Raw genomic sequence first — 25,387 nt, 5'->3', positions numbered from 1 at the left:
GGGGTTGATTCTAATGGTCGATCTCACTTTCTCTTAATCTGACGATGGCTTGTGCCCGATTTTTTACCTGGAGCTTGCTAAAAATTTGATGCACATGCCCTTTTACCGTCCCTAGTGTGAGATGTAGCTTGTCCGCAATCTCGGAATTGGACAATCCTTCACCGATCAGTGCCAGCACTTCCGACTCTCTTTCCGTCAATTTTTCCAAGGAAGGGGATACCCGGATTTGAATATCAAGCGTGGGAAATTCCTTCTCCACACTTTTGAGCAGCATCGAAAGATAAGCCATCTCTTGTTTGGATACATTTTTGCTTTTATAGAGCGAATAGAGCATTTTGGCAACAGCAGGGCCTTCATCCAAAAAAGTACGTACATAGCCTTCTGGCGCGGCTAACGTCACCGCCAAGCGCATACACTCCATAGCTTCATGCTGCTGTTTTGGGATCATGTAAGCTTGGCTGAGCAGAAGAAAGGCTTCAATCCGACTCCCGAGCCGATCCTTTATTTCCGCCTCGTGCTTTAAGCTGGTTAGCAGCATGATGGCTGCACTGTCGTTTTTTAAATAGATGTATACCCGGGCCAGCGTCATGCGCTCAAATTCATGCCGGGAAGCGACAATATCTACATTCATTTTGGTATAAGACTCGGCCCATTTTTCTATTTCTTCCCGGCGATTTTCTTCGATCCATAATCGGACGCGAAATGTTTCTACAAAAGACATCCAATGAGGAGGTGCATCATGCTGACGGCAAAGCGAAGTGATTTCCTCCATAGCCAGCCACATCTCTTCGTTACGGTGCTCTGCTTTTCTCCATCGAGCCAAAGTCAGATACACAGGGACCAATACACCAAAGTTCAATGAGATCGTGCCTAACTGGATTGCACGAGGTACGAAATATTTCAACTGCTCAAAATCATTTTGCTCATAATAAAGCTCACCCAAAACGATAGAACCGTAGGCCAATATCCCAAGACCACTGTGCTTCCAGATCGCCCTTAGTTTTGGATAGTATTCATTCACGTTGGACAAATATCCGCTCAAAGCCACGCGACTGCGCAGGACGTACGGCTCATCCGAATTCAGTTCAATGCCGACGATGAAGTAGCGGCTGAATTTTGGCTTCATTTGAACCGATTCTTCCATATATTTGAGGGAAAGGTCTACATTTCCCCGCATCACTTCGATATATCCCCGAAGCACACACATTTCTACTCGGCAGTCGTCAAAGCTCCCATGATTGATCTGTGTTGCTTCGTCAGCCAATTGAAGGAGGATTCCCGCCTGATCAATTTCGTTGGACACAGCATGCAGCCAGGCAAAAGCCATGCACAGCTCGGGGTTGCTTTCCAACCAGAACTTATCAAAGTATCTCATCCATCTACGCAGTGTAATATTTTCGTACTGCTTCAACATCCACGGCGCATGTGCGACGATCAAACGGCTCGCCCGGTTCCAGTCCTTTCCGAGAAACGCATGCTCAGTCGCCTCCATGATCCACCCGTGACTTTCAAACCAACAGCTTGCAGAGATATGTAGAGCAGGAAGTAGATCGTTATATGTTTTCCTTACATGAGAAAGCAGGAGGTCTGCGAATAAATGGTGATAACGATACCACTCATTTACGCCATCCAGCGCGATGACAAATGAATTCGTTCTCTCCAGCATACGAAGGATGTCGTGAGCGTCCGACTCTCCGGTAACGGCTGCGCATAGATCTCCTGTCAGACGCGGTAATATGGACGTTTTCAACAAAAACATCTGTACCTTTTCTGGAAGCCGTTTCAATACTTCTTCCGTCAAATAATCCCCAACATACTTGTCATTACCGGAAAATTGATGAATGACCTTAGAAGCTTCGGGCTTTCCTTGCATGGACAACGCTGCTAACTGCAAACCGGCCACCCATCCCTCCGTTCGTTTGCTTAGCAAGCCAATGTCTTGTTCGGACAAACGCAGACCCAGTTGCTCCCGAAATAAGCGCTGGCACTCTTCCGCATTGAACCGAAGAGTGTCTGAGCCCAGTTGCTTCAACTGTTTCCGAACGCGTAGACGGTGCAGGGCAAAAGGAGGTTCCTCCCTCGTAATTAGGACGACATGCATATAGAAGAAAGCATGCTGGATCAGTGTCTGCAATCCTTCATGAATCGAAGGCTCCTTTATGAGATGGTAATCGTCCAATACCAGATAAAAATCACATTCAAACCTCGCAATTTCTTCGAGTAGCACGGACATCAACTGCTCAGCAGAAGCCGTATACTGTGGGTGAACCACCGAGGAAGATTCTTTGCCCAAGCCTTCCTGTGCCCTATCAATTGCCCTAGCAAAATATCGCCAAAAGCGCACGGGATCATTATCGGATTCATCCAGAGAGATCCAACCGGTCGGTTTGCCGGAATTTTGCGTCCATTGACTGACTGCTGTCGTTTTACCGAAACCGGCTGGCGCGCACACGAGAATCAATCTCGCAGCGCCCGCGTCATCGATTTCTTTTAATATCTGATGCCGAAGTAACAAGTCCGAACCATACTTCGGAACATGAAGCTTGGTTGCGATAAGTGGACTGTACGTTAATAAATCCATACGCATCTCCTACCTAGAAGTAAAATGACATTCATGAAGGAAACATGGAAAGTAGCCTTGCTATCGATGACCTGAAGCGCAATGAGGTTGGCTAACGGGGGAAAAAGAGTTCATATAAAGATAGGAAATATTGCTCAGATTAAAGATACAGCAAACTCGCTCCTGCGTGGGTATTTTTTTTATGAACGTTGCATCCAAACAGAGAAAAACCCGACGGTTGCAGATGTCAGGTTTACTTTGCGTCATCTAATCATTCGGTTGATTCGTCTGGCTTCTATCGCGACTTTTTTACTGTAGAGCCTTTTATCCTGTTTGAGTTGCAGCACTTTGGCACACTGATGCGCCTTTCTCAAAACATTACTGCTGTAGTTGTTTGTCGATTTCAACATCTGGTCGCCCCAGCGGTACGCTTCTCTAGCCAAAGACTCGTTGCTATCCTTCGCCTTCAAGCAAATATCCAACAAGATCTCGCTCAAGCGTCTGCCCAAACCGGTTCTCTTCCAAGAGGAGAAGAGCTTGAGCTCTGGTTCGCACTGCTTGACGCTGGCAAAAGCCTGAATCCAGTCCTGCTTGAGCAAATGGATTTCGGCAATTCTTAACCAAAGGGATACTTTGTCAAACAAATCTTCCTGTTCCGGAAGATCCTGTGTGAGATAGTGAAGTGCCTTGTCGTACTCTTCCAATTGTTTTGCCTGATGATAAAGCAGAGAATAATTCTTTTTGTCAGAGCCGAGCTGCTCCTCTAGCTTCCCAAATAATTTCCTGGCTTCTGCCATGTTACCAAAATCGCTTGCTCTGTCCATTAACGTAATCAAAGACTCATCCTCAAGATTGGCAGGGTAATCCCTAGCCTTGGATTGAAACCATCGCTCCATATGTTCAGCCGTATACATCGTCTCCAGCTCCTCTTTCTTATCCTGAAAGAAAGAGCTGATTCGGTACAAACCGTTCTCTTCGATATACGTGATCGCCTCTTCAATCCCCGCCGAAATGATATACTCGGTGTCGAAGCCATAGTAGGTATCAAAATTGCTTAATTTTGCCTGCACAAACAATGGAATATGGTTAACATCCTTACACTTCGCCAACAAATAAGCCACGATGTCCATGGATTCATGTAATCCCTGATACGGATGGGACTTATGCAGCTCAATCTCTTGGCTCATCAAATAGTACAGGAGCTCCTTGTCTGCTTCTGTCACAGTCTGATCGTATTGTAACTGAACGATCAGTGCGTATCTTTTCAGCCCATTTTTGTCATAACCGTATGCATCCTTACATTTGCTGTATGCAAAAGAGTCCCAAAGATCTTTGGAATGTTTGATCAATGACAATTGCTCGGGTATTTGGTGGATTTCCATATGCTATTCTCCTTTCCCTGAATAGGATAGCCGCGCGCGCTTATCTTTTCCCATTCTAATCGTATACAATTGACAATACAATTTTCAAAATGGTTAAATGTTATATGTTTACATTTTTTCAGGAGGTGCAAAAAATTGGAGCAACAACCACCATCACCATCAGTACCGACAGAGTTTTTTCCTCTTGCCCAACAAGAGTCACCCAAAAACATGGGGGATTTATCGAGATCGTACGACAAGGCAACGATTTTTTTTACAAGATGGGGAGCCCATATTCTGGATCATATTCTTCTCGCTTTTTTTCTAACCGGATTGCTCTCACTCGGGGGTTCCATTGATAAAGGCTCCAGCGGTCTCTTTTTCCTTTTCTTCATCCTAGCCGCCATTATCCTATGTTCTTATTATGTACTGTTAGAAGGACTAACTGGATATACGATCGGAAAATTCACTTTCCGCATCATTGCTGTCAATGCAGAAGGACGACCACCAGGATTATGGAAATCATTTATCCGTTCCCTCATTCGTCTATTTGAAGCAAATGCATTTCTTCTAGGCGGGTTGCCAGCTGGTATCAGTGTGTTGGCTACCGACAAAAGACAACGGTTAGGCGACCTGGCAGCGAATACATACGTCGTTAAAGTGAAGGATCTAAACAACGTCAGCAAAAGGCAAACAACCGTACTCGCTGTTGTCTTTTCCATCGTAGCCGTTTTATCTATCATTAGTATGATTTTTGGGATCATCAATTTCGCATCAAGAACGCCTACTGAAGAAATTTTCTATAGCAAGGATAAAAAGTTTCAAATAACAGCCTCTTCGGATTGGCGCAAGGATTCGGCCCTTCACGATGAGGCAGGTATAGAAATCTCCAATCGTATTAGCGAAAAATATGTAGTGGTACTGTCAGAATCGAAACAGGATCTAGACAGTTCATTCACGCTTCAAGATTATGCCCAAGTCATTGAAAGCAACATTCAAGAGGCAGCAGAAAATTTATCCATAGATAAACCGATTCGTACTGTAGTTGACAACCAGGTGGCCATCCAATTTATTGCCAAAGGCGACGTAGGCGGCATTAAGCTCGCTTATATTGTGACATTGGTCGAAACGCCTACACATTTTCATCAAATCATGGCTTGGACAAAACAAAGTAGGTTTGCGTCCCTCAAGCAAGAACTGCAAAAAGTCAGTGGAAGTTTTCGCGAGGTAAAATAGCGACAGAACACAGAAGCCACCTTCATCAGGTGGCTTCTTCCCGGTAATCAGAATGCAACTTTCAGTTTTTATTTGTCTCGCGCTACTTCTCTATCGGCTCTTTATCACTAGCCTTTTTGTCAGCTATTTGATTCCTCCATGAAGGTTCTGCTCCCATCAAGTGCCGTACAAAATACTCCATTTTTCTGCGGATAAAGTACGGATCCAAAGAAAATCCGTGATGTCGGTTGGGTAAAATCAACATGTCAAAATCTTTATCCGCTTTAACCAATGCATCCGCCATCCGAATCGTTTGGGAAGGATGCACATTTTCATCCATATCGCCACTCACGAGCAAGAGCTTTCCTTGCAGATTCGCTGCTAGACGAGCATTGTCTTGATCTCTGTACAGGACCGGATCATACAAGCCTTGATAGCGTTCTGCCCATGCTGCTATATACAGCCGTTGATCATGATTTCCACACGCGGAAACAGCAACCTTGTAACAGTCAGGAAATGAGAGCATGGCCCTTGTCGAAGCGTAGCCTCCCCCTGACGATCCCCAGATGCCTACCCGGTCAACATCCACATACGGGTAGCGCTCAGCCAATTGCCTTACCGCTATCACATGGTCAATCAAGCCTCCTGCTTCCTCCATTTTTCCGTTTGAGATGTCATGGAACGCTTTAGAACGATAAGGTGTTCCCATTCCATCTAGGATCATTACAATAAACCCCAACTGCGCCAATGACTGTCCACCACCCAGCAGGTCCTGGCTTCGGCCGCGATCGAGTGCGAAAGCTTTTGGTGTATTGATAATCTGTGGTCCCCCGTAAATGTAATCAACCACCGGATACTTGCGGGAAGGATCAAACGGGAATGGACGCAGCATCACCCCATAAAGATCGGTCACGCCGTCTCGTGCTTTGACGGTAATCCTTTCTGGCATTTGGTACCCCATCTCCAGCAGCATTTCCACATCAGCATACTCCAATTCGCGAATCAGGCTGCCATCTACCGAGCGAAGAACAGTTACTGGCGGCAAATCAACTCGCGAAAACGTATCGACGAAATACTTCAAATTGGGAGAAAACACAACATCATGCTCTGCATCTTCAGGCGTCAGCAACGACAACCCGGTTCCATCCAGACGAACGCGATACAGGTGTTGATAATAAGGATCGCGCCCTTCCTCACGCCCCCCTCCAGTGATATACACCCATCCCTGCTGCTCGTCCACTGCCAATAGCCTACGAACCGTCCAGGAACCCGATGTGATCGGATTGCAAATCTCTCCCGTTTTGCCATCACAATGGTAGAGGTGGCTCCATCCATCACGCTCTGAATGCCAGATAAACGAGCCATCCGCCAATAACCGAATATTCGGATTAGAATCGCCGAGATTATGCAGATCTTGGTTCAAAAACGTATCGCTATGTTCCCGCAGTAGCGTGCAAACCTCACCAGAGCAAGGATCCGCTACGGAAAAATCGACAGAACGGGCATCACGGGACATCCGGGTGATATAGATCTGTTTACTGTCGGATGACCATCCGGCCATTTGCATCCCCGGAGTGAGGGGGGAGACTGGACATGCCAGTAAAGGCTCACTTTCAATCCGGACTGTGTTTCGCCTTTCCAGATTACAGATGACCAGCTCTGCCAATGGTACGTGTTGATCGCCAACTAGTGGATAACGATACGAGTGCAGTACCGGTCTGACTCCTTCCCCTTTCGGAGCAGATTGGATCAGATGCATCTCGCGCACCTTTCTCTGGTCAAGCTTATGGGTCAGCAGCATCTTGGAATCTGGTGACCAAATAACCACTGGAGGAAGCTTAATGCCCTTCAATCGCTCCGCCACGGTCGAGAGCCTACATTCAGGTTGGGTTCCGTAATCATAGTAAGCCGTGCCGTCATGGGTTAGCCTGATACGCCTTCCGGTTTCTAGCGATCGAACATACAAGTTGTGATCATATACGAACGCCACCCATTTTCCATCTGGAGACGGCAGTTCATCCATCGGCGGCTTTTGATAATGGTCTATGGGCTTGCAGGTGTATTTCTGTAAATCACAGCTCCAAACCGTGCCTCTCACCTCGAACTGGAAGGTTGATCCATTCCGGGTAAACATAAGTTCCCCAAGTGGCAATGTTTCTGCGCTATACGTTTCGCCTACACTACCTGACAAACAGACAGCTAATCGTGCGTGATCGAATGCTGGCTGACTCGTATTCTGTTCAGCATCCACGATCACATATTGCCTGCCAGCCCCCTTTTCCAAACGGATTTCACGGATGTACCAAAACTGATTCCCGCTGATCCAGTTTGGCCTGACAAAAACATTGAATACTGCGTCGTAATAATTGGCGGGATGCAAGCGTTGTGCCCTCTCATACTGTTCCCATGTGACAACATTCTCCAAGTGAATCTCCTCCTTCAAAGTGAGATACAAGAATCATGTGCTTCACATCTTCGAATATTTTTCCTTATTTGTCCATTTGTTACATGCATATGTAAAAAGCGAGATAATATATCTCCTAATTTACATTTTTAGCACCTGAGAAGTAAATCTTTTTTTCTTCATTTCTCCGCTATCACTGTTTGGTTCCTACCCGATCTCTTCGCCTTGTACATGGCCTCGTCAGCTACATGCATCAGATCTTCAGGAGAAACAGCATGGGAAGGATAGTGGGCAATGCCTTGTGACACGGTTAGCGGCTGCCCGATTGGATTTGTACTTGTTTCTAAGGTATGGCGTATTCGTTCGGCCACCTGATAGGACTCCTCCAAGCCAGCATGGGAAACAAGGACAACAAATTCCTCACCGCCAAAACGACTGCTCACATCTTCTGGTCGAAGTGATGAAGAAATCATTTTCGCAAAATGTTTCAACACCTCATCTCCAGACTGATGACCATATGTGTCATTGATGAATTTAAACCGATCTAAGTCCATCATAATAAGAGAAAAGGGGATTTGCTCCATCATCCATTTTTCCATGGTTTCCTCGAGCGTCCTTCGGTTTTTTAGCCCTGTCAGCGGATCTGTTCGCGCATCATGAGCCAATTGATCTGTCTGTTTTTTGATATCGTTTAATGTAAAGCGAATGGCTCGCGTTAGTAGCTCAGCCTCTCGATTCCAATGCTGTTTACCTTCCGAGAACTCAACCTCTTCTCTACCGGCCTTGCTCACAAGATCGGCCAGGGATACGAAAGGCCTTGCTACTTTGCGCGCGAGCCCAATTACAACTAGCATTAATAATAGAAAGGGAGGCAGCGTATACAACACCACGGATTGAATATCACGATTTACTTGTTCATAAACAACACTAATAGGTGACCCGACAACGACACCCCAGTCGTTCTCTGGAACCTTCACGTAGGCGGCTAGTACCGTCTGTCCCCTCAAATTAACGATCTGTTCATAGCCACTTTGTCCTTGAAGGAGCTTGCGCACGGCTGGATTCGCACTGATATCCTCTCCGATCCGACTTGCATCACGATGGAACAACAAATGACCGTTTGATCCTACGATGTAGAAAGAAGAACCTAGCTCGTCGGTTGGGTTGCTCCCCAGGATCGTATTTAAAATGTTATCTTCTTGAAGATAAATGGTTCCTCCGATAAACCCACGGTAGATTCCGTCCTTATCGAAAATGGGCTCGCTAATAAGCAAAATGAGACGATTCGAATGTGCAGTGATACATGGTACAGAAATGTAGGACTTTTTTAATGCCAATATCGTTTTCCCCACATCCATTTTCAAATATGTTCCTGCTGTACCAATTGATTCGGGAGACACACTTCGAACAAGCCCGGTTTCATCCACCGCGATAATCGAATTAAAATAGTTGTTTGTACGACGTATCAATTCAAGCTTCGCATGTATTTCATCTGCATCCATCGTGTGCATATTGGAAAAGATGCTCGTCGAATACTGTAAGCTACTCCGCATAGATTTTATTAAAGCGTCTATGGTGTGACTCATTTTGAGTGCACTTGTGTGATTTAGGGTCAACGTCGTATGAATCAGTGCCTGTATTTTGGATTGATAGAATGAGATCAGGAGAATGGTAACAGTCAGAACAACGGATAAAGAGACTAGACCTGTTAAAAGTGTCACTAGGCTAATCTTTTTCGAGTGGTTTGCTTTTTTTTGTAAGATAGGCATCGGATGCCCCCTTGTATTTAGCATGAGCTATTATGCAATAAATAAAAAATAGTCTAACACTTGATAATATTCGTTTCAAGTATATAAGAAAGTTCAAGCAGCCGACTCTTGGCTTGTGGACATAAAAAAGCCACCTTTGTCAGGTGGTAGTTACATTTTTGGCGATTGCCTTGGCACACCACTCTTATCTAGGAGACTCGAAAGCTTTGTCTTCTCATCCACATCGTTGCAACCCACTTTTCCCCATGGGTCACTTGTGCACCTGCATGCAAAGTGAACTCGTTTATTTCTTGATTTCTATAAAAATATTCAAAGTAGACAGCCATGCCTTTGATAGGGAAAACAGATAAATGAAGCAAAGGGAACACCGTTTCTCCGCCTTGCTCCACATCATTCAAATACATCACGAGCGTACTAATGCGATTGTTCGTACTTGCTCGACTCGTTTCTGCAAAGAAATCATAATGGGGTTTATATTCTTGGCCAGGGGTATATCGTAGAACTTGCAAGCCATCACCATGCGCAATCGGAATGTTCATGATTTGAGAGATTCGCTTCTCGATCCTTGTAATCGTCTCCGTCTGCTCGCAGAACACCCCGCTGCTCGTTCGAATAGAATGGACTGAACGATCTTCGCCTATTTTTGAGCGTTGCAATCGTTCTCTGGAATGCTCGATTAGCTCATCGCATTCACTATGGCTAAGGACATTTCCTAACACGACAACCAACGGTTCCTCATACTTGGCAAGAATTCGAATCTCTCGATCATCTGTCTTGATCCTATTTCCAGTATGATCAAATATCGTCCGTTCTTTCTCTATCCTGTGCTCTATCATCATTATGCACCCCATATATATGACATCCGTCGCAAAAAATAGAATACCATACAATGAGTAATTACAATCGGTAAACTTTCGAAAAATCCAAACATTCTCAACACCAAAACATGAACAAAACCCGTCTCCTATATGTTAAGAGACGGGTTTGCCCTATAGTAAGCATCTTCTTTGTGGCATGTGTCTATGTGAAGAGCTATTTTCATGCCTCCTTGTGTTTTTGAACGCGATACATATTCTTCCGGAATACACTGATCACGAATCCGCATACCCCACCTATTAGAGAAGGCAGCAGCCACCCCAAACCTACGTCATACAGAGGAAGGTACTGAGTAAAATAATGATGGACAAAACTGTTTTCGACTCCCCCAGCCTTTAAGCCATCAAACAGACTAATCAGAAAAGTGAAAAGTAAACTTCCTTGATACACTTCTGGTCTGCCATTGAATGCTTTGTGCAGAAACGTCAAGAAGAGCAACGAGATCGCAATCGGATACATGGTCATCAAGATCGGAACGGAGACCTTAATGAGTTGCGTTAATCCAATATTGGCAACGAGTGTACTGAAAACAGACAAAATAACCGCAAATTTTTTGTAAGAGATCTTCGGAAACAACGAATGAAAAAAAGAAGAGCAGGCTGTAATAAGCCCTACACTTGTAGTCAAACATGCCACTGTAATCATTAATCCCAATAAAATGGCACCATAAGAACCAAAGTAGTAATCGGAAACCTTCGCCAAAACTTCAGCGCCATTTTCTAAGTGGCCCAACTTCTCTACACTAGAGGCACCCATAAAGGAAAGTGCGGTATAGAAAAGGGCAAGGAGTAAACCGGCTATCATTGTTGCTTTTGCGCACGTAGCCAAAACTTGTTTTTTGGCAGTAACACCTTTTTCTTTAATCGCATTCACAATGATCATTCCAAAAACAAAGGCTACAAGCGCATCCAATGTTAAATACCCTTCTTGAAAACCCTTGAAAAATACATGGGATGTGTAACCTGCTTGCGGGGCTTGAAGGGCTCCAATTGGATAAATAATAGCCGTTATCGCAATAATTCCGATAAATGTTAATTTAATTGGAGTTAAGATTTTTCCGACTACATGGATAATTTTCATAGGATTGAGCGATAAGAAGCAGGCCATTGCGAAAAACAGGATGGTAAACAGAACTAGCGGTGCCGGACCTGCCTGTTCTGATAGAAAAGGCTTTACCCCAATATCAAACGATACATTGCCGGATCTAGGTATCGCAAAAAACGGACCGATTGCTAGATATAGAACAATCGTGAATACCGTTCCGAATACGGGATGCACGCGACTGGCTAAAGATCGCAAATCGTCTGCTCCCGAATAAACAAAGGCTGTGATCGCTAGCAAAGGCAACCCAACCCCAGTAACCAAAAAACCTGCATTGGCTATCCATACATTTGTTCCTGCTAATTGGCCAAGCATTGGCGGAAAAATTAAATTACCCGCTCCAAAAAACAGAGCAAATAACATGAATCCGATCGTAACGATAAAAGAAACTGGCGCTTTCTGTGACACAATAATCCTCCTAATTGTTCCCTATCTCCCAATCATAGATGTTCATTCAGACGGCTGCTTTCCCAACCCTCATTTATTCATTCTGATACTATACTCTAAATAAACATTCTTTTCAAACACACGATAACTCAAAGTACCGCTCGCAAGAGAAAGATACTCCAATCACTATGAGCCTAGTAACTCCAATTTGCCGGAAATGAAGCTTACACCCCTGATACAGTTTACTACAAGCACCCCATTATCGCATCTGGAAGTACCTTCCCTGCATTTCGCTCGAATCGCTTCCTCCCGCTATACATTGACCTCTGGCAGAGAATTCCCCATAAAAACAAAAAAACCACCCCAAACAGGTGGTATTCTTGTTTATCATGACTGTTACTAGTTGTCCAGAATGGGTACTTCTGCATTGACTGGTATTGTTTCAGTATCTTTTCTACTTGTTTCAACCTGATATGTGTCTTTCTTTGGAACAGGATATGTGACAATCCATTTTCCATTCTCAAAAATTTGATTATGATAATCTACTCCATCAATTTTGATATCGGTCTCTTCCGATAACAACGAACCTTCAAGGTCAAGGACCAATCTGTCTTTGTCATAGTACGCCTGAAGGATACGGCCTTTCTTGTTGCCAAACGGTACCTCAAATGGATACTTACCGTTCCGTTCCAATACAAAGTTTCCACTCTTTCTCGTTGAAGTGACAATACCATCAAACTCCAGAGACAGCTTCTGAGGAAACTGGTCAAAATACAAGGAAGGAATAAAGTGCAGAGAGTAGCTGTTAGTCTTCATTTTATTTTGTCCCCGTTCCGCTAAGTGATACTCCTTCCCCTTCCCATCAACGAGTCGAGGATTTTTCAAACCATGAAATTCGTAATCCTCCTTCATCTCTCCCTGTATGTTTACATGCATGATAGTAGGAGAAAGATCTAGCTGGCTTAGCACAAGATTTTGCAAAACCTCTTGTGTTCCCAATTTTGCTTTAGCTGTTGCCGTGGTCTTTATTACCTTTTTTTCCAAGCGAACCTCCTCCGTTAAAGGGAGAGGAATCTCTACCTCTTTTTGGTTCATGTAACCTACAGTCAATGGAATCACAGGGTTTGGCTTACTAAGGATATTTTGCATTTCGTCCTGGTTCAGGAACAATTCCCCCTGTATGATGAGATAATGAACTCCATTAACTAGCTTGTATTCCTTTTCCCTTCCATTTCGCAATATATAGATAGATCCAGGAACATCCAGCTCAGAAGAAACATTGTAAACTGAATATGATTTATCATTCGCGTAGGTTTCAATTTTTTCTCCGGAGAGCCATATCGAATAGACGATTCGTTGTTGATCCACCATGATATCCTTTGTCTCGATGGTATAGCCATTTTTCTGTATTTGAATATTAGGAAGGAACCTGTATCCGTTTTGAATTGCCCACAGCATTCCTTCATCTGGCTCAATCAACTCCATTTGTGTTGCCGATTGATCTGGCCCTGCTTCCCTGAAGAATATACCGTTCCACACTGGGAGAAAGATATAACCGCAGAGAGTAAGACAAGCAGCCAAACTTATTGAGACAGCTATTCTACGCGAGCGGCAGTGTCTATTTTGTATGTGAATTTTTTTTAGCACGCTGGTTTTCAAAGTGGCATGGCTAAATTGATATTTCTCCCTGGCCACTTGTTTGGCTGATTGGGCAAACTTTTTCAATACTTTATCTTCATCCATCACCCTTCCTCCTTTACCATAAGTTTTCTCAAATGTTTTCTGGCACGGTGCAATCTTGTTCGCACAACCCCCTCAGTTACAGAGAGAACATGAGCCATTTCCTTAATAGATAGCTCTTCGCAATAATGTAAAATGATCACCTCTCGAAGCTTTGTTGAAAGAGACATAATCAGATGAAAGGCTTCCTCCCGTTCCTGCCTGTTCACAGTCTCCTCTTCCACATGATTTTTTGCCTGCTTATCCATAAGGCTTACGAGCCGATCATCCACAGTCGCCCAGATGTGGCGAAATGACCAAGAGCGAAAATGCTTCTTTGTCTCATTTATCGTAATCTTGTAAAGCCAATGTTTGATATTCCCGTCACCACGGAAGGTTCCCAAATTGCGATAAGCTTTGATAAACACATCTTGGGTAATATCCTCTGCCAGCGCATGATCTTTAACTGTCATATAAACCAAATGAAATACATTTTCCCCAAACTGATCCATTAACCACTCCAAGGTAGCGTCAGGGTTCATAGTAAGACTGGTTAGCGGTACTCCATCATTGTTCACTTTTCCCCCCCCCCTTTTTTGTTCTACCCTAGATGATCCCGCTAAGCACAATATTGTTACATCTCACATCATGATTCATACAATTTTCGGTAAAAGCATTGATGTGAACACCGTTCTTTATGAGAGTGTGAGAAGCACCAGGCACTTTGCAAACAGTTTTTAATCGTATATTTCAGAAAATATTTATTTTTCTTAACTTGAAATCAATTGGCATTTTTCCTTATAATTACATTCAAGCCTATTAGTTCCATCTTTTTTTGGAAAGGAGGTGTAAACTCATGAAAAAGGTCGTAAAAGTAGCAGTAAACAAGAACAAACAAGTGCAAGAAATGAAAGCTTTGAAATGGCGCGTGGTTGTTGATGTTTGCTTGTAAGAGAATCAAAAAGCATACACAATTCCATAAATGATAAAAGTCAGGAAGGAGGGGATTGCCCATGAAAAAGGTAGTGAAAGCACAACTTTCTAACAATCAAAACGTTCAAGAAATGAAAATGATTGTCCATCCAATTATGACACTTGTATGTAAAATGTAATCAATTGTTCAAGAGCACCTCGTGTGCTCTTGAATTTTTTACATAAGGTTCTCGCTTTCCAGGCAGTAAGCAAACATGACGGGACGGTGCAGATTATGAACCAAGCGGTTTTGTTGGAAAGATACCATCAGTTGAGAGAACTTGCCGAGGATGCAGACACATGGCTAGAATCAGAGATCGGTTCCGATCTTTGGGTGGATGGAATTAACGTATTTTTAACGGTAACACCAGAGGATTTCATTGAGGGACTTGAGCGATTTGAGAGTAGCTATGGTTTTAAGAGCCATGAAATTGTTAGCACGATTCTTCAATTTCAACGTTATTGTAGAGAAGCATCTGCGGATGGTGAATTTCCTTTATACCAGGCTCTAGCAGTTGGGATGACCTGGTTAAGCTTACAGCCTCAAATAAACGGCGGCTATTTCAACCTGCCTGTTCAAATTACCAATCACTCCATCGCTTTGTTGTTAAGCCCAACCTACTTAGCTGTTTGGGCACATAGTTACAATGAAGGCATTGGATTATACTTAGATTTACATTCGACGCTACCCACATTATTCCGACCAGAGCATGGACGGATCTATCAAAATGCAGGATCGTATTTGGAGGGAACGCACATCAAGTTTCCTTTTCAAAATTACTTCCATGAAATTGCTCATATCCTCTTCTTCCATGACGTCTATCAACGTGTACTAGGGAGCGTAGACGAATGTAGAAGCTACTGGACACATATCGAAGCATGCATTTACGGACTTGAGGAGCAGGTGCTCGCTGAAATGATGAAAGTCCAACCAGATTTGCATGCCATCGATGATGGATTTGGAGGTAGTAAAGGATTCGAGGAATTTATCTCTTATCGCTTTGGGATTCTTGGTGCTCAAGAGGACCATTCGATACCAAAAGATACGGTTCGTACTTACATCAAAAGAAACATGCAATTAGGCGAAGCGAATGAGAACATCCCTGATAATGAGGTAAAAGCGAGGATTCTTGCTAATCATAAGCTCGATGAGGAACGATTAGAAGAGCTCGATACTCACTGCAAGGCTTTTGCTACGGCATTGCAGGTACATAGCTTGTGGGGAATCAAAAGCTATCAACGAAACTCGATTCCAGCGTTTCGTGAAGTGGTAGAGTTACTCTCCCCTAATGCGTACTGTTTGCAAAAACTTGAAGAATCTATGCGACCAGATTCATGGGGGACATTAGAGGATTTGTTATCAAAAAATCCGTTCGATGAGATATGCTCGCAAACAAGGGAAAAGAATATTCAAGTATGGAACTTGCGTGATACCCTGTCTCGGTTGGCAGAAATGCGCGGTTATTTGGCAAACGCGAATGAACCTAGTTACGGTGAGACCAATCAAGAGCTATTTCAGATCGCAAATCGTTTAGCTAGAGTCATTCACGAGGAGAAACAAAAAGAGGGCCCGACAGAGCAGCATGAGAGCCAATACGCGGACATGAAACGAGAAATTAGCGAAGCATTAAACCGATTGCCTCACGTGGAAGTACGCGATCATTTGAACAATCTTCTCTCCAAACCTTATTACTTTGTGTTAGAGCCCAATTAATAGCTGATGATGAGTCAAAGACCGGCGAATGTTGGTCTTTGTTTTTTTATGTAACGGATACATATGCCGCTATGTCATTCAGATTTTATCCTTTTTTTAGAAATCGTTTAGGGTTTGTTTTGAACTTGCGTTTAGGATGGGGGTAAGACAATTTATCCAGATGGGAGCGGTTTTTGATGCTTGAGAAGAATGAGAAGATTCCCCTTCCCCCTCCTCGTGTGAAAATATTGAGGTACATGTTTATTGTCCTCGCCTGGGGGTTTTTTGCTTTCATTATTGTTCAGGTATCACTGGCGGGTCTTGGGCTGTTCGTCAACGGAGAACATTGGGGAATGCATAGAACCTTGGCTCAATATTTTGCACTACTACCTGTCGGCATGTTGGTTCTCTCTTTCCTTGGAAAGCTGCCCGTACATCTTCGGTGGATTTGTCTCGGATTGTACCTCATGATCGTTGCGCAGTTCCTTACCGTTATTTACTCCTCTCACTTAGGAATCCTCCCTGCACTTCACCCGGTCATTGCCTTGTTTCTCTTCTGGGGATCTCTTACCACCGTAAAACATGCTCATCCTTTAGGGGGGAAGTAGGCATGAAACTCCCTAAAATTTGGTGGGCGTTATTTCTTGTATCTCTAGTGGTTATCGTTCCATTCATGGCTCCCTATTTAACATTCGATCCTGCAAACAGTCGCATAACCATTATTTCCGGTTCTCTTCAATATCCTTTATTAGTTGCTCATATCGTGTCTGCTTTCATTGCTCTTCTCACTGGCTTTTTCCAGTTTGTCGACCGAATTCGTCTGAAGAACCCAAGGATACATCGTTTTCTTGGGCGGATTTATGTGTACAGCGTGTTTATCAGCGGACTCCTCTCTTTAGCTAGTATCTTTTATGCAGAAAATTTCATGAAGGCAATAAGCTTCCTGATCTTATCTTTTGCTTGGCTGTTCACTTGCTGGAAAGGGTATCGTACCGCCATCAACAGGCAATATGAGGAACACCGCAAATGGATGATCCGCAGTTTTGGAATGACATTGGTTGCCGTAAGCGCGCGTCTGTTGGTGCCAGTATTACTACTTCTGTACTTTATACTACACGGTTTTTCTCTTCCGCATGGTATGGAAACCGTTATTAGAGACGTATTGAATGTAAACATTTGGGCTGGGCTTATTCTTAATTTTGTTATTGTGGAGTGGGTTATATTGAAGAAATAGGTTGGCTTCATTAAGCCACATGAGCGTTGAAGTGGTAGCGCAAAGAAGGACTATCTCGATAGTTGAATCGGGACAGTCCTTTTTGTAGATCGTTATTCGTCAGACACGGCTTTCCCTCCAGGAATCAGAAACCGAATTAGGAAAGTGACCTAGAAGTAAGAGTTCCGATGCAGACTGCGTTTGCTTTTTTCCAGTGTCTTGATCAGCAAATACTTTTGTACGCCCTTGGATTCGGCAATGGCTAGTTGACCCTGTTGGTGAATCAATGAAGTATGGTTATCTAAAACCGCTTCCACTGTCTCCGGAGATTCTTTTATTATCAAAGATCCAGCACCATTATATAGGAACAAAGGGAGGGCTTCCTCAAGATTGTATATCGTCTGTTTTCTCATTTAGTTTGCTTCTCCTTATTCTCGCAGGAAAAACATACAATCCATTTTGTCTGATCTACATATCATCTTCGTACTGAATCATAGACCAATTCTGCGGTGTGTTTTCATAGGTTCGTCCACATGATACACAAGGGATGAAAAACTTCTCACGTGTAGCCTTGATATCATTCCATTTTAGTGGGCGCCCGATCATGTTTCCGATTTTTTCAAGATGGTACTGGAAGGCGGATTTCTGTTTGTCTTCAAGGAATCTTTTATTGTTAGTTATTAGTTTATGGATTTTGTCACTAACCTTGATCGGTTCTTCTCTACTTTTAATTGTAAAAGTGCGATCATGAGCATTATAGTTAAGGCACTCTACCAACTCGTCGAGCCGTAATCCATGCAAGTAAGACATTTCAAATGTGAACGACTTTACATACTCGTTTCGCTCATGCAACACCCCGTCTTATCGTTATCAATTCTTCAATGGTTAACGGAACTGATAGTATACTCTTGTCACTTTATTTAATTTCACTTGGTGGAATAAGTAAATGCTTCAACTGTTCTAAATACCCTCGTACAGGAAACCCTTTTTCATTAAGAAACTCATAAAACTTTTTAGTATATGAAACAGACTTGTTGTAGTTTTTGGGACTAGTTTCATCTAATCGTGAAGCCAAATATTCCGTCATCTCTTCAATACCATATTCAGTTGCATCACAATCTCTTTTTGCCTCTAAATAGTTTAAAATCACAGAACGATACTGGATGCGACTACTTCCATTCTTTATGTTTGAAAGAAATTCTTCAAACCAAATTTGATTGTTTACCGTAAGTTCTTTAATTCTCAATTCACTATCCTTTAATACTTCTTTCATATTTCTACCTCCCTCCATGTGTCCACTTTTGTTTTCACCCGAGTATTTTTACAAAAGTGCACTGCATACTAGACATTCTTTCGCCCCTAACTATCACTTCTCGTATGTCCTCCCCCCACATGATCATCTTCTTGATTTCACTTGCTGTTTTCTCCATCGGGTTATAATATCGCGGACGGCTACTCCGTTGATCAATCGTATATTAAGTCGTTCTGCAGCCCTTGGGCCTCCTTCGTAAAATGATTGGTTGTGATAATCCAGGCATCATAACAACCATGTACTTGTTTACCCGTTTTGAGTCTAAGCACAATATCGTTACCAACGCTTCGTTTCCAGCGCTTGCACTGAACTGCAATTTTATACCCTTCTTTTTCTTTCAGAATTAGATCGACTTCATGGTCGCCTGAGCCACCGATACGTTTCACAGAGTACCCTTGATCGCGATATTAGAACTCCATCAATTGTTGGAAATCTGTAAGACAGTCTTTCTATATCAGCACTCATAATTCCGTCATCCCTGGTTCTACGTTGTTTCTGTGGTGTTACTGTATCCGAGGGACCTTTTATCTTCTTAATCACAGTAGACTTGGTTGTCCGATTTACTTTCCTACTGTAACGCGTCCATATGTTTCCCATTCTCTCTGCTAGAAGTACGCCTGCACCCATGAACAGAAAGAAGAAGCCCCAGTGTAATCCGGGTGTGCTATAAAAGGACAATAGTACAGTCAGCATAACGAATAACCCGCGGAACAAGAAATGCAATTTACCGCCCTTCCGCATAATAGGTTCTATCTATGAAAGTCCTCCTGATTGTGAAACTGCTTATCATCCCCTCATAAGAGATGACCCATAAGTAGCAAGCCCATCGGTACAATCTTACCTAAATTTTAGTAAACATGTAATCAATTTGGCGAATTCTCTCTCTATTAATACTATCTTGTAACAATTGAGGGACGATCTAATCTTTTCTATGGCAAATTTGAGCACAAAAATGGCATGGATCATATGCATCCATACCTTTCAGATTGACCATTGTTAATCTGATCTCACAGTAGCTTCAATTGAAAGTCACCACGTCTTCTTGACTAATCTGAAATATTGCAGAACTAACCCAGGATCTGATTCGCATGCACCAACATTATCTACGCCACCTGAGTTAAGCATATTACTCTTGATCTTCTCCATCATCTCTTTCGCCATATCTAATAATTCACTACATTATTATGATTTGTTCCAATACATTCTGATAGAATGTATACTCTTTAGCGGCATGATGACAAATGGTATTCTATTAAAAGCATCGTTTTTGACCCATGTTAAGTGGAAATAGAGGTATATTCTTGACGTTTTTAGAATTTATCCCCAAGTTACAAATTCACCCTTTGGTACAGGTATACCTTATCATGTTACCCACGAATTATTTAATTAATCTGTACATTTCTTCACCATGCCGTAATCCAGTCCCAGACAAAACATTTACATTTTGTTTATCTGAACCAAGTAAGGTTTAAAAAGGAGTGTTTAAATGAACAAAAGGGTAGGATCTCTATGGAAAAACAAATCGTTAATAATTGAGTGGATCTTTTTCCTAGCTACCATAATCGGCTTATTTTGGCTTTATAAATCTCGTACACTTTTTGAGATTGGGCGATCAATAGAAACTTGGAATCACCAATGGGAATGGTCAACACGCTGGTATGGGTTATTAGCAATTTATTGGATTGAAATTGTACTACTTGCGTTTGTATGGGATTTGCTTTGGTATCGCCTTCATATTCAAGTAAGAACTTTTTACAACAAGTTCTCCCATCTATGGATAAAGAAAAAATGGCTTTTAATTAGATTGATTCGGTTCAAATATGGATTCGCCAAACTTCGCCATTATATGAGAATTGCTTTTTATTTCGGAGGATCAAGCAAAAATCGTGCAGAGATGATAGATTATGTTGTTAGTCCTACACCTTTAGATCTGTTTAAGATTATGTTTTCATTTATTTTAGGTAAAGCTTCAATTCTAGCGGGAATTCTAACCCTACTCACTTTCAACAATTCAATGTTCAGTACAATTCAAAATACTGTTTTTAACATATGGAATCAAAGGGTCAATTTTATTTGGGATAATTTCACAAAGCTTTCGGCTCTCGTCGTACTTGTGCTTATTATTTTCCTCTGGTATTTCATAAGTCGTCAAGGAATTGTTCGCCGTGCAGTAGCACAAGCAAATCGAAAAAAACTTGAAGAAGTTATCCTACTGCATCGTAAACTTTCGCACTATGCTATTGAGATTATCCTTAAAGGATCGGAAAATTTAGAGTATGCGATCGATTGTTACGATATGTTAGTTGACTACTGGACGTACAAGAGGTTTCCTGACACCTCAAAAGTAGGCTATTCAGAGCATCTATGGTATAGGTGGAGTTATCAGGAATCAGAATATTTCCAGTTTAAAGATATAGCTGAAATAGAACAATTCACGGAAGAAATTGAAAACATAAATTCACCTGATAATAAGGAAATATCTCGATGGTTTTCGAGATACAAGTACGAATTAAATATTGCATCAGTCAAATTTTTATTTTCAAGGATTGAAAAATTAGATCGTCTACTTTTTACTAAAAATGGCTTCGAGGAATTGGTAAAGGTTCCAGAGAAATATTCAAACGCCTTTGACACTGACGTACCAGAGCAAAATAACAGTAAAATCATTCAAGAAGAGCGAGAGTTTTTCAAAAAATATATGTTGGAGGAAAGCATTATTGAAGGGTTTGAGCTTATCTTTACTTTGTATAGGTATTTCGTAGTTCTAGAAAACATGCTACACATCGAGTCAGATAAGATCGGACGAGGAATACGAACATTCACTGGAAAAGAATAAACATTCAGGTAGGAAATATCCCGCCTATTTCTCGCCTGGTTATAGTTTTGGCATTAACAAGTTTTTATGCATATCTTCATCTCGATTATGACATAGTGCTGGTGTCCCTATAGAGCCAAATTCAATAAAAGCTGTTTCATCTCTCACATCCGTTGCGATAGTCAATATACATCATAAGCGACTATCCTCCGGCAAAAACAAAAAAGTCACCTTTTCAGGTGACATCATTGATATGTATTTGGTGGAGGCGGGGGGATTCGAACCCCCGTCCGAAAACAGCGATACATGAGCATCTCCGAGCGCAGTCACTCATTTAAATTTCGGTACCGGATTCGCGGAGTGACGCGCTGACCCGTTACCTAGCCTGATTGATCTTCTTCCTTTGGCCCCAGACGGAGACCTCCGGCGTATCCCACTAAAGTTGAGCGCTAGTCATGCCACATGGGCGATGGAATGGTAGCGCCTCACTGGTTATTAAGCAGCGAGAGAAAGTTGTTTGTTGCCAGTTAATGGCGTTCCGCGTTGTTGACGAGGTCCGCAGCCCCCCGGCTCGCTTCTCATGCTCTACCATCCCCGTCGAATCCAGAACGCCCCCAGGTAGGTTAGAAAAAGTCTAGGTGAAGAGCCATTAAATCCACACCTAGACTGTATTAATTAATGGTGTATTGGCTTGTTGTTGCTTATTAAATATAGCACAGGCGACAACCAAAACTCAACGTTGATTGCTGCCAAGCCTGCCAGTGCAATCCAATCAACCTTTTTGGCGTTCGCGCAGAGCACGCTCGATATCACGCGTAGACTCTTTTTTCTTGAGGTCTTCGCGCTTGTCGTAGTTCTTTTTCCCTTTGACAAGTGCGAGCTCGACCTTGGCCCAGCCGCCCTTCAAATAAATGCTGAGCGGGACCAACGAGTAGCCTCTTTCGCGAATCAGACCATTGAGCTTGAGGATTTCCAAGCGGCGCATCAGCAGCTTGCGAGTCCGCTCTGGCTCATGGTTAAAGCGATTCCCCTGCTCGTACGGACTGATGTGCACATTGTACAGAAGCAATTCGCCATTCTGCACACGGGCGAAGCTGTCCTTGAGCTGGACACGCGCTGCACGCACGGACTTGATCTCCGTACCGGTCAGCTCAATGCCTGCCTCGTATACTTGCTCGATGTGGTAATCGTGGCGCGCTTTTCGGTTTTGGGCGATTGTTTTGGTTCCGGCCTTCTCTTTTGACATGGAGATCACCTCACTTGTACGTACTGCGTTTCGTACCAGTTAGTCTAGCAAATTTTGCCCATTGTGGCAAGTCATTTACCCGGTAAATAGCCAACCCCGAAAAGGGAAACGGATCGCGCCGCGTACTTTTCGGGGTTTAAACACCTGTTTAACGGCGTTTCCGTTTTACCTGACTGGCTACATTTTTGCGGTTCTTTTTCTTGGACTTGACGAGATCTTCCCAGAATCCCTTCTGGCGTTTCGCTGGGGTATCCCCTTCTCCTGTACCGATTGGCAGCACTTCTTCACCGCTCGATGCTTTGCCCGATCCAGCACGACGAGGAGGTTTGTTCCCTTCCGCTTTGCGACGATCCTTGTATTTCTGACGGATTTCCGCCGGATGCTTTTTATCCTTTTGACGATCTGGTCGATCTGGACGACCAGTACGATCTGGTCGATCTGGACGACCAGTACGATCTGGACGGCCTGCGCGTGAACGATCTTGTTGCTTGCCGCGTGTCGGCTTACGATCCCCACCTCGACCATCTATGACGCGAGGCGCACGCTCACGGCTGCCGCGGAAGCCAGCCTTTGGCATCCCGACGACTTCAAAGTCGATGGTGCGTTCATCCACGTTGACATTCGCTACACGTACCTCGACGACATCTCCGATCCGGTATTGCTTGCCTGTGCGCTCACCGACCATCGCAAACATTTTCTCATGGTAATGATAGTAGTCGTCGGTCAAAAAGCTTACGTGCACCAAGCCTTCAATGGTATTAGGCAGCTCGACGAAAATCCCAAACGAAGTGACGCTGGAGATGACGCCTTCGAATTCTTCTCCCACTCGCTCAAGCATGAATTCCGCTTTTTTCAGATCGTCTGTTTCACGCTCAGCATCGACAGCCAACCGTTCACGCTGTGACGCATGCTCTGCGATTACTGGCATTTGCTCTGCCCAGTACCCCAGACGTTTTTCTGATAGTTGATTCCCCAGCTCGATCCATTCGCGAATACGACGATGAACAATCAGGTCGGGATAACGGCGAATCGGCGAAGTAAAATGGGTATAAAACTCCGTAGATAAACCGTAATGCCCCAGACTTTCCGCGTCGTAGCGCGCTTGCTTCATCGAACGCAGCATGACCGTGCTGATAATAATTTCTTCTGGCGTTCCTTTTACCTCTTTCAGCAGCTGCTGCAATGCTCGTGGATGAACAGAATTGCCCTTCCCGCGGATCGAGTAGCCAAAATTCGTGATGAACTCCATGAAGGCCATGAGCTTTTCAGCGTTCGGGTCTTCGTGAATCCGGTACATGAACGGCTGCTTCATCCAGTGGAAATGCTCCGCCACTGTTTCGTTGGCAGCCAGCATGAACTCCTCGATGATCTGCTCCGCAATCGATCTCGTACGGAAGCCGATTTCCGTAGGGGTTCCCTCTTCATCGACGTAAATTTTCGCTTCGCGGAAATCAAAGTCAATGGCGCCGCGCTGCATACGTTTTTTACGCAGCTTCAAGGCCAGCTCTTTCATATCCTCGAACATCGGGACGAGTTTGCTGTACTTCTCAATCAAAGCCTCGTCCTTGTCATCCAAAATACTGCGTACATCTGCATACGTCATGCGCTCATCTGTACGAATCACGCTCAAAAATATATCGTACTTAACGGTGTTCCCGCCTGCATCCATTTCCATATCACAAGAAATCGTCAAGCGATCCACCTGCGGATTGAGACTGCATATGCCGTTGGACAAGCGATGTGGCAGCATCGGAATGACACGGTCAACCAAGTAAACACTGGTACCGCGACGATACGCCTCATTGTCCAACTGAGACTTTTCACGAACATAGTAGCTGACGTCAGCGATATGCACGCCGAGTCTTACGTTTCCGTTTGGCAGCTTCTCAAGAGACACAGCATCATCCAAGTCTTTGGCATCTGCTCCATCAATGGTGACCATCATCCGATCACGCAAGTCACGACGACCTTTGATCTCTTCCTCGGATATCTCATCTGGTGCAGCGTCAGCCTCAGCTAATACGTCCTCTGGAAAAGCCTCAGGCAAATTAAACTTGCGGATGATCGACAGAATATCGACGCCCGGATCGTTCTTATGTCCGAGAATCTCGACGACTTCACCCTCTGGATTCACACGCCCCTCTGGATAGCGAACGATGTTCACGACTACCTTGTGACCATCTACTGCTCCGTTGAAGGAGTCTTTCGGGATGAAAATATCTTTGCCGATTCGCTTTTCGTCGGGGATCACAAACGCATAATGCCTCTCATCCTTAAATGTCCCTACGACCTGCTTGATTCCGCGCTCGACAATGCGGATGATCTGCCCCTCCAGACGATTGCCGCCCGCTTCTTTTTCCACGCGGACAAAAACCGTATCGCCATGGAGCGCTCCATTCATATCATTCGCATGTACATATACGTCATCCGAGTCAGGTGTCTCCGGGATCACAAATCCGAAGCCCTTCGGATGGCTTTGCAGACGTCCGCGTACCAGATTCATTTTTTCAGGCACGCCATACCGATTCGCTCTGGTGCGGATCACCTCTCCGCTCGCTTCCAGTGCATTCAGCGTTTTGACAAGCTCCTTGAACGTGGCAGAATCCTTAATTCCAAATGCTTCTTCCAGTTCCCTCACCGTCATCGGGTGGTATGCTTGCTCTCGCATAAATGCGAGTATTTTTTCTTGATCTTCCATTCACAAACCTCCTTTTTCGCGTGGCATTCCCGCGTTTCTCCATGAC

At 43.7% G+C, this 25,387-nt stretch carries 18 protein-coding genes and 1 other RNA gene; 5 read left to right on the top strand and 14 right to left on the bottom strand.

What is annotated here, in order from left to right:
* Positions 1 to 10: 10 nt before the first annotated feature.
* Both E8L90_RS31150 and E8L90_RS26785 read right to left on the bottom strand, forming a co-directional pair.
* A complete protein-coding gene (locus tag E8L90_RS31150) occupies positions 11 to 2,581 on the bottom strand; it encodes a winged helix-turn-helix domain-containing protein (protein WP_137032260.1) in 2,571 nt (856 codons plus the stop codon).
* Positions 2,582 to 2,823: 242 nt separating this feature from the next.
* On the bottom strand, positions 2,824 to 3,942 hold the full coding sequence (locus tag E8L90_RS26785; protein WP_137032258.1) for a hypothetical protein: 1,119 nt from the start codon (positions 3,940 to 3,942) through the stop codon (positions 2,824 to 2,826).
* 135 nt (positions 3,943 to 4,077) lie between these two features.
* Between E8L90_RS26785 and E8L90_RS26780 the strand changes: the two genes are divergently transcribed.
* Positions 4,078 to 5,157: an RDD family protein gene (locus tag E8L90_RS26780; protein ID WP_137032256.1), complete on the top strand. Its 1,080-nt coding sequence runs from the start codon at positions 4,078 to 4,080 to the stop codon at positions 5,155 to 5,157.
* Positions 5,158 to 5,239: 82 nt separating this feature from the next.
* Here E8L90_RS26780 and E8L90_RS26775 read toward each other — a convergent pair whose 3' ends face one another.
* The 6 genes from E8L90_RS26775 to E8L90_RS26750 all read right to left on the bottom strand — a co-directional run bounded on the left by E8L90_RS26775 (position 5,240) and on the right by E8L90_RS26750 (position 13,970).
* Positions 5,240 to 7,561 carry a S9 family peptidase gene (locus tag E8L90_RS26775; RefSeq protein ID WP_137032254.1) on the bottom strand — a complete coding sequence of 774 codons (2,322 nt, stop codon included), beginning with the start codon at positions 7,559 to 7,561 and terminating at the stop codon, positions 5,240 to 5,242.
* A 158-nt stretch (positions 7,562 to 7,719) separates the two neighbouring features.
* Positions 7,720 to 9,309: a sensor domain-containing diguanylate cyclase gene (locus tag E8L90_RS26770; protein WP_137032252.1), complete on the bottom strand. Its 1,590-nt coding sequence runs from the start codon at positions 9,307 to 9,309 to the stop codon at positions 7,720 to 7,722.
* A gap of 188 nt (positions 9,310 to 9,497) precedes the next feature.
* Positions 9,498 to 10,148, bottom strand: coding sequence for a 2OG-Fe(II) oxygenase (locus E8L90_RS26765; protein ID WP_137032250.1), 651 nt, complete (start codon positions 10,146 to 10,148; stop codon positions 9,498 to 9,500).
* 199 nt (positions 10,149 to 10,347) lie between these two features.
* A complete protein-coding gene (gene brnQ / locus E8L90_RS26760) occupies positions 10,348 to 11,694 on the bottom strand; it encodes a branched-chain amino acid transport system II carrier protein (protein ID WP_137032249.1) in 1,347 nt (448 codons plus the stop codon).
* A 378-nt stretch (positions 11,695 to 12,072) separates the two neighbouring features.
* Complete coding sequence (locus tag E8L90_RS26755; RefSeq protein ID WP_137032247.1) at positions 12,073 to 13,416, bottom strand: DUF4179 domain-containing protein; 1,344 nt, start codon at positions 13,414 to 13,416, stop codon at positions 12,073 to 12,075.
* Positions 13,416 to 13,970 (bottom strand): sigma-70 family RNA polymerase sigma factor, encoded by a 555-nt coding sequence (locus E8L90_RS26750; protein WP_244297397.1) that lies wholly within the window; start codon positions 13,968 to 13,970, stop codon positions 13,416 to 13,418. The genes E8L90_RS26755 and E8L90_RS26750 overlap by 1 nt, the downstream gene beginning before the upstream one ends.
* 629 nt (positions 13,971 to 14,599) lie before the next feature.
* Between E8L90_RS26750 and E8L90_RS26745 the strand changes: the two genes are divergently transcribed.
* The 3 genes from E8L90_RS26745 (at position 14,600) to E8L90_RS26735 (ending at position 17,291) form a co-directional block, all read left to right on the top strand.
* On the top strand, positions 14,600 to 16,078 hold the full coding sequence (locus E8L90_RS26745) for a hypothetical protein (RefSeq protein WP_244297396.1): 1,479 nt from the start codon (positions 14,600 to 14,602) through the stop codon (positions 16,076 to 16,078).
* Between the two features lie 176 nt (positions 16,079 to 16,254).
* Complete coding sequence (locus tag E8L90_RS31270) at positions 16,255 to 16,665, top strand: DUF6220 domain-containing protein (RefSeq protein ID WP_137033624.1); 411 nt, start codon at positions 16,255 to 16,257, stop codon at positions 16,663 to 16,665.
* Positions 16,666 to 16,667: 2 nt separating this feature from the next.
* The gene (locus E8L90_RS26735; protein ID WP_137032244.1) at positions 16,668 to 17,291 is read left to right on the top strand and encodes a DUF2306 domain-containing protein; all 624 of its coding nucleotides are present in this window, start codon (positions 16,668 to 16,670) and stop codon (positions 17,289 to 17,291) included.
* A 149-nt stretch (positions 17,292 to 17,440) separates the two neighbouring features.
* On the opposite strand, the gene E8L90_RS26730 is transcribed toward E8L90_RS26735, so the two are convergent.
* The 3 genes from E8L90_RS26730 to E8L90_RS30995 all read right to left on the bottom strand — a co-directional run bounded on the left by E8L90_RS26730 (position 17,441) and on the right by E8L90_RS30995 (position 18,968).
* Positions 17,441 to 17,683, bottom strand: a complete 243-nt coding sequence (locus E8L90_RS26730; RefSeq protein WP_137032242.1) for a hypothetical protein — start codon at positions 17,681 to 17,683, stop codon at positions 17,441 to 17,443.
* Between the two features lie 503 nt (positions 17,684 to 18,186).
* A complete protein-coding gene (locus tag E8L90_RS26725) occupies positions 18,187 to 18,543 on the bottom strand; it encodes a hypothetical protein (RefSeq protein WP_137032240.1) in 357 nt (118 codons plus the stop codon).
* 191 nt (positions 18,544 to 18,734) lie between these two features.
* The gene (locus E8L90_RS30995) at positions 18,735 to 18,968 is read right to left on the bottom strand and encodes a restriction endonuclease (RefSeq protein WP_244297393.1); all 234 of its coding nucleotides are present in this window, start codon (positions 18,966 to 18,968) and stop codon (positions 18,735 to 18,737) included.
* A gap of 1,100 nt (positions 18,969 to 20,068) precedes the next feature.
* On the opposite strand from E8L90_RS30995, the gene E8L90_RS26715 reads away from it, so the two are divergent.
* Complete coding sequence (locus E8L90_RS26715) at positions 20,069 to 21,418, top strand: hypothetical protein (RefSeq protein WP_137032238.1); 1,350 nt, start codon at positions 20,069 to 20,071, stop codon at positions 21,416 to 21,418.
* A 239-nt stretch (positions 21,419 to 21,657) separates the two neighbouring features.
* Here E8L90_RS26715 and ssrA read toward each other — a convergent pair.
* From ssrA to rnr, 3 genes are all read right to left on the bottom strand, one after another.
* Positions 21,658 to 22,013, bottom strand: a transfer-messenger RNA (tmRNA) gene (ssrA, locus tag E8L90_RS26710).
* A gap of 156 nt (positions 22,014 to 22,169) precedes the next feature.
* Positions 22,170 to 22,643, bottom strand: a complete 474-nt coding sequence (gene smpB / locus E8L90_RS26705) for an SsrA-binding protein SmpB (RefSeq protein WP_106836123.1) — start codon at positions 22,641 to 22,643, stop codon at positions 22,170 to 22,172.
* Positions 22,644 to 22,791: 148 nt separating this feature from the next.
* Entirely contained in the window at positions 22,792 to 25,341 is a 2,550-nt protein-coding gene (gene rnr / locus E8L90_RS26700; RefSeq protein WP_137032236.1) for a ribonuclease R, read from the bottom strand.
* Positions 25,342 to 25,387 lie beyond the last annotated feature (46 nt).

Source organism: Brevibacillus antibioticus, from assembly GCF_005217615.1.
Taxonomy (GTDB): Bacteria; Bacillota; Bacilli; order Brevibacillales; family Brevibacillaceae; genus Brevibacillus; species Brevibacillus antibioticus.
The sequence above is the reverse complement of the archived record's forward strand: the minus strand, read 5'-3'. Positions and strand labels throughout refer to the sequence as shown.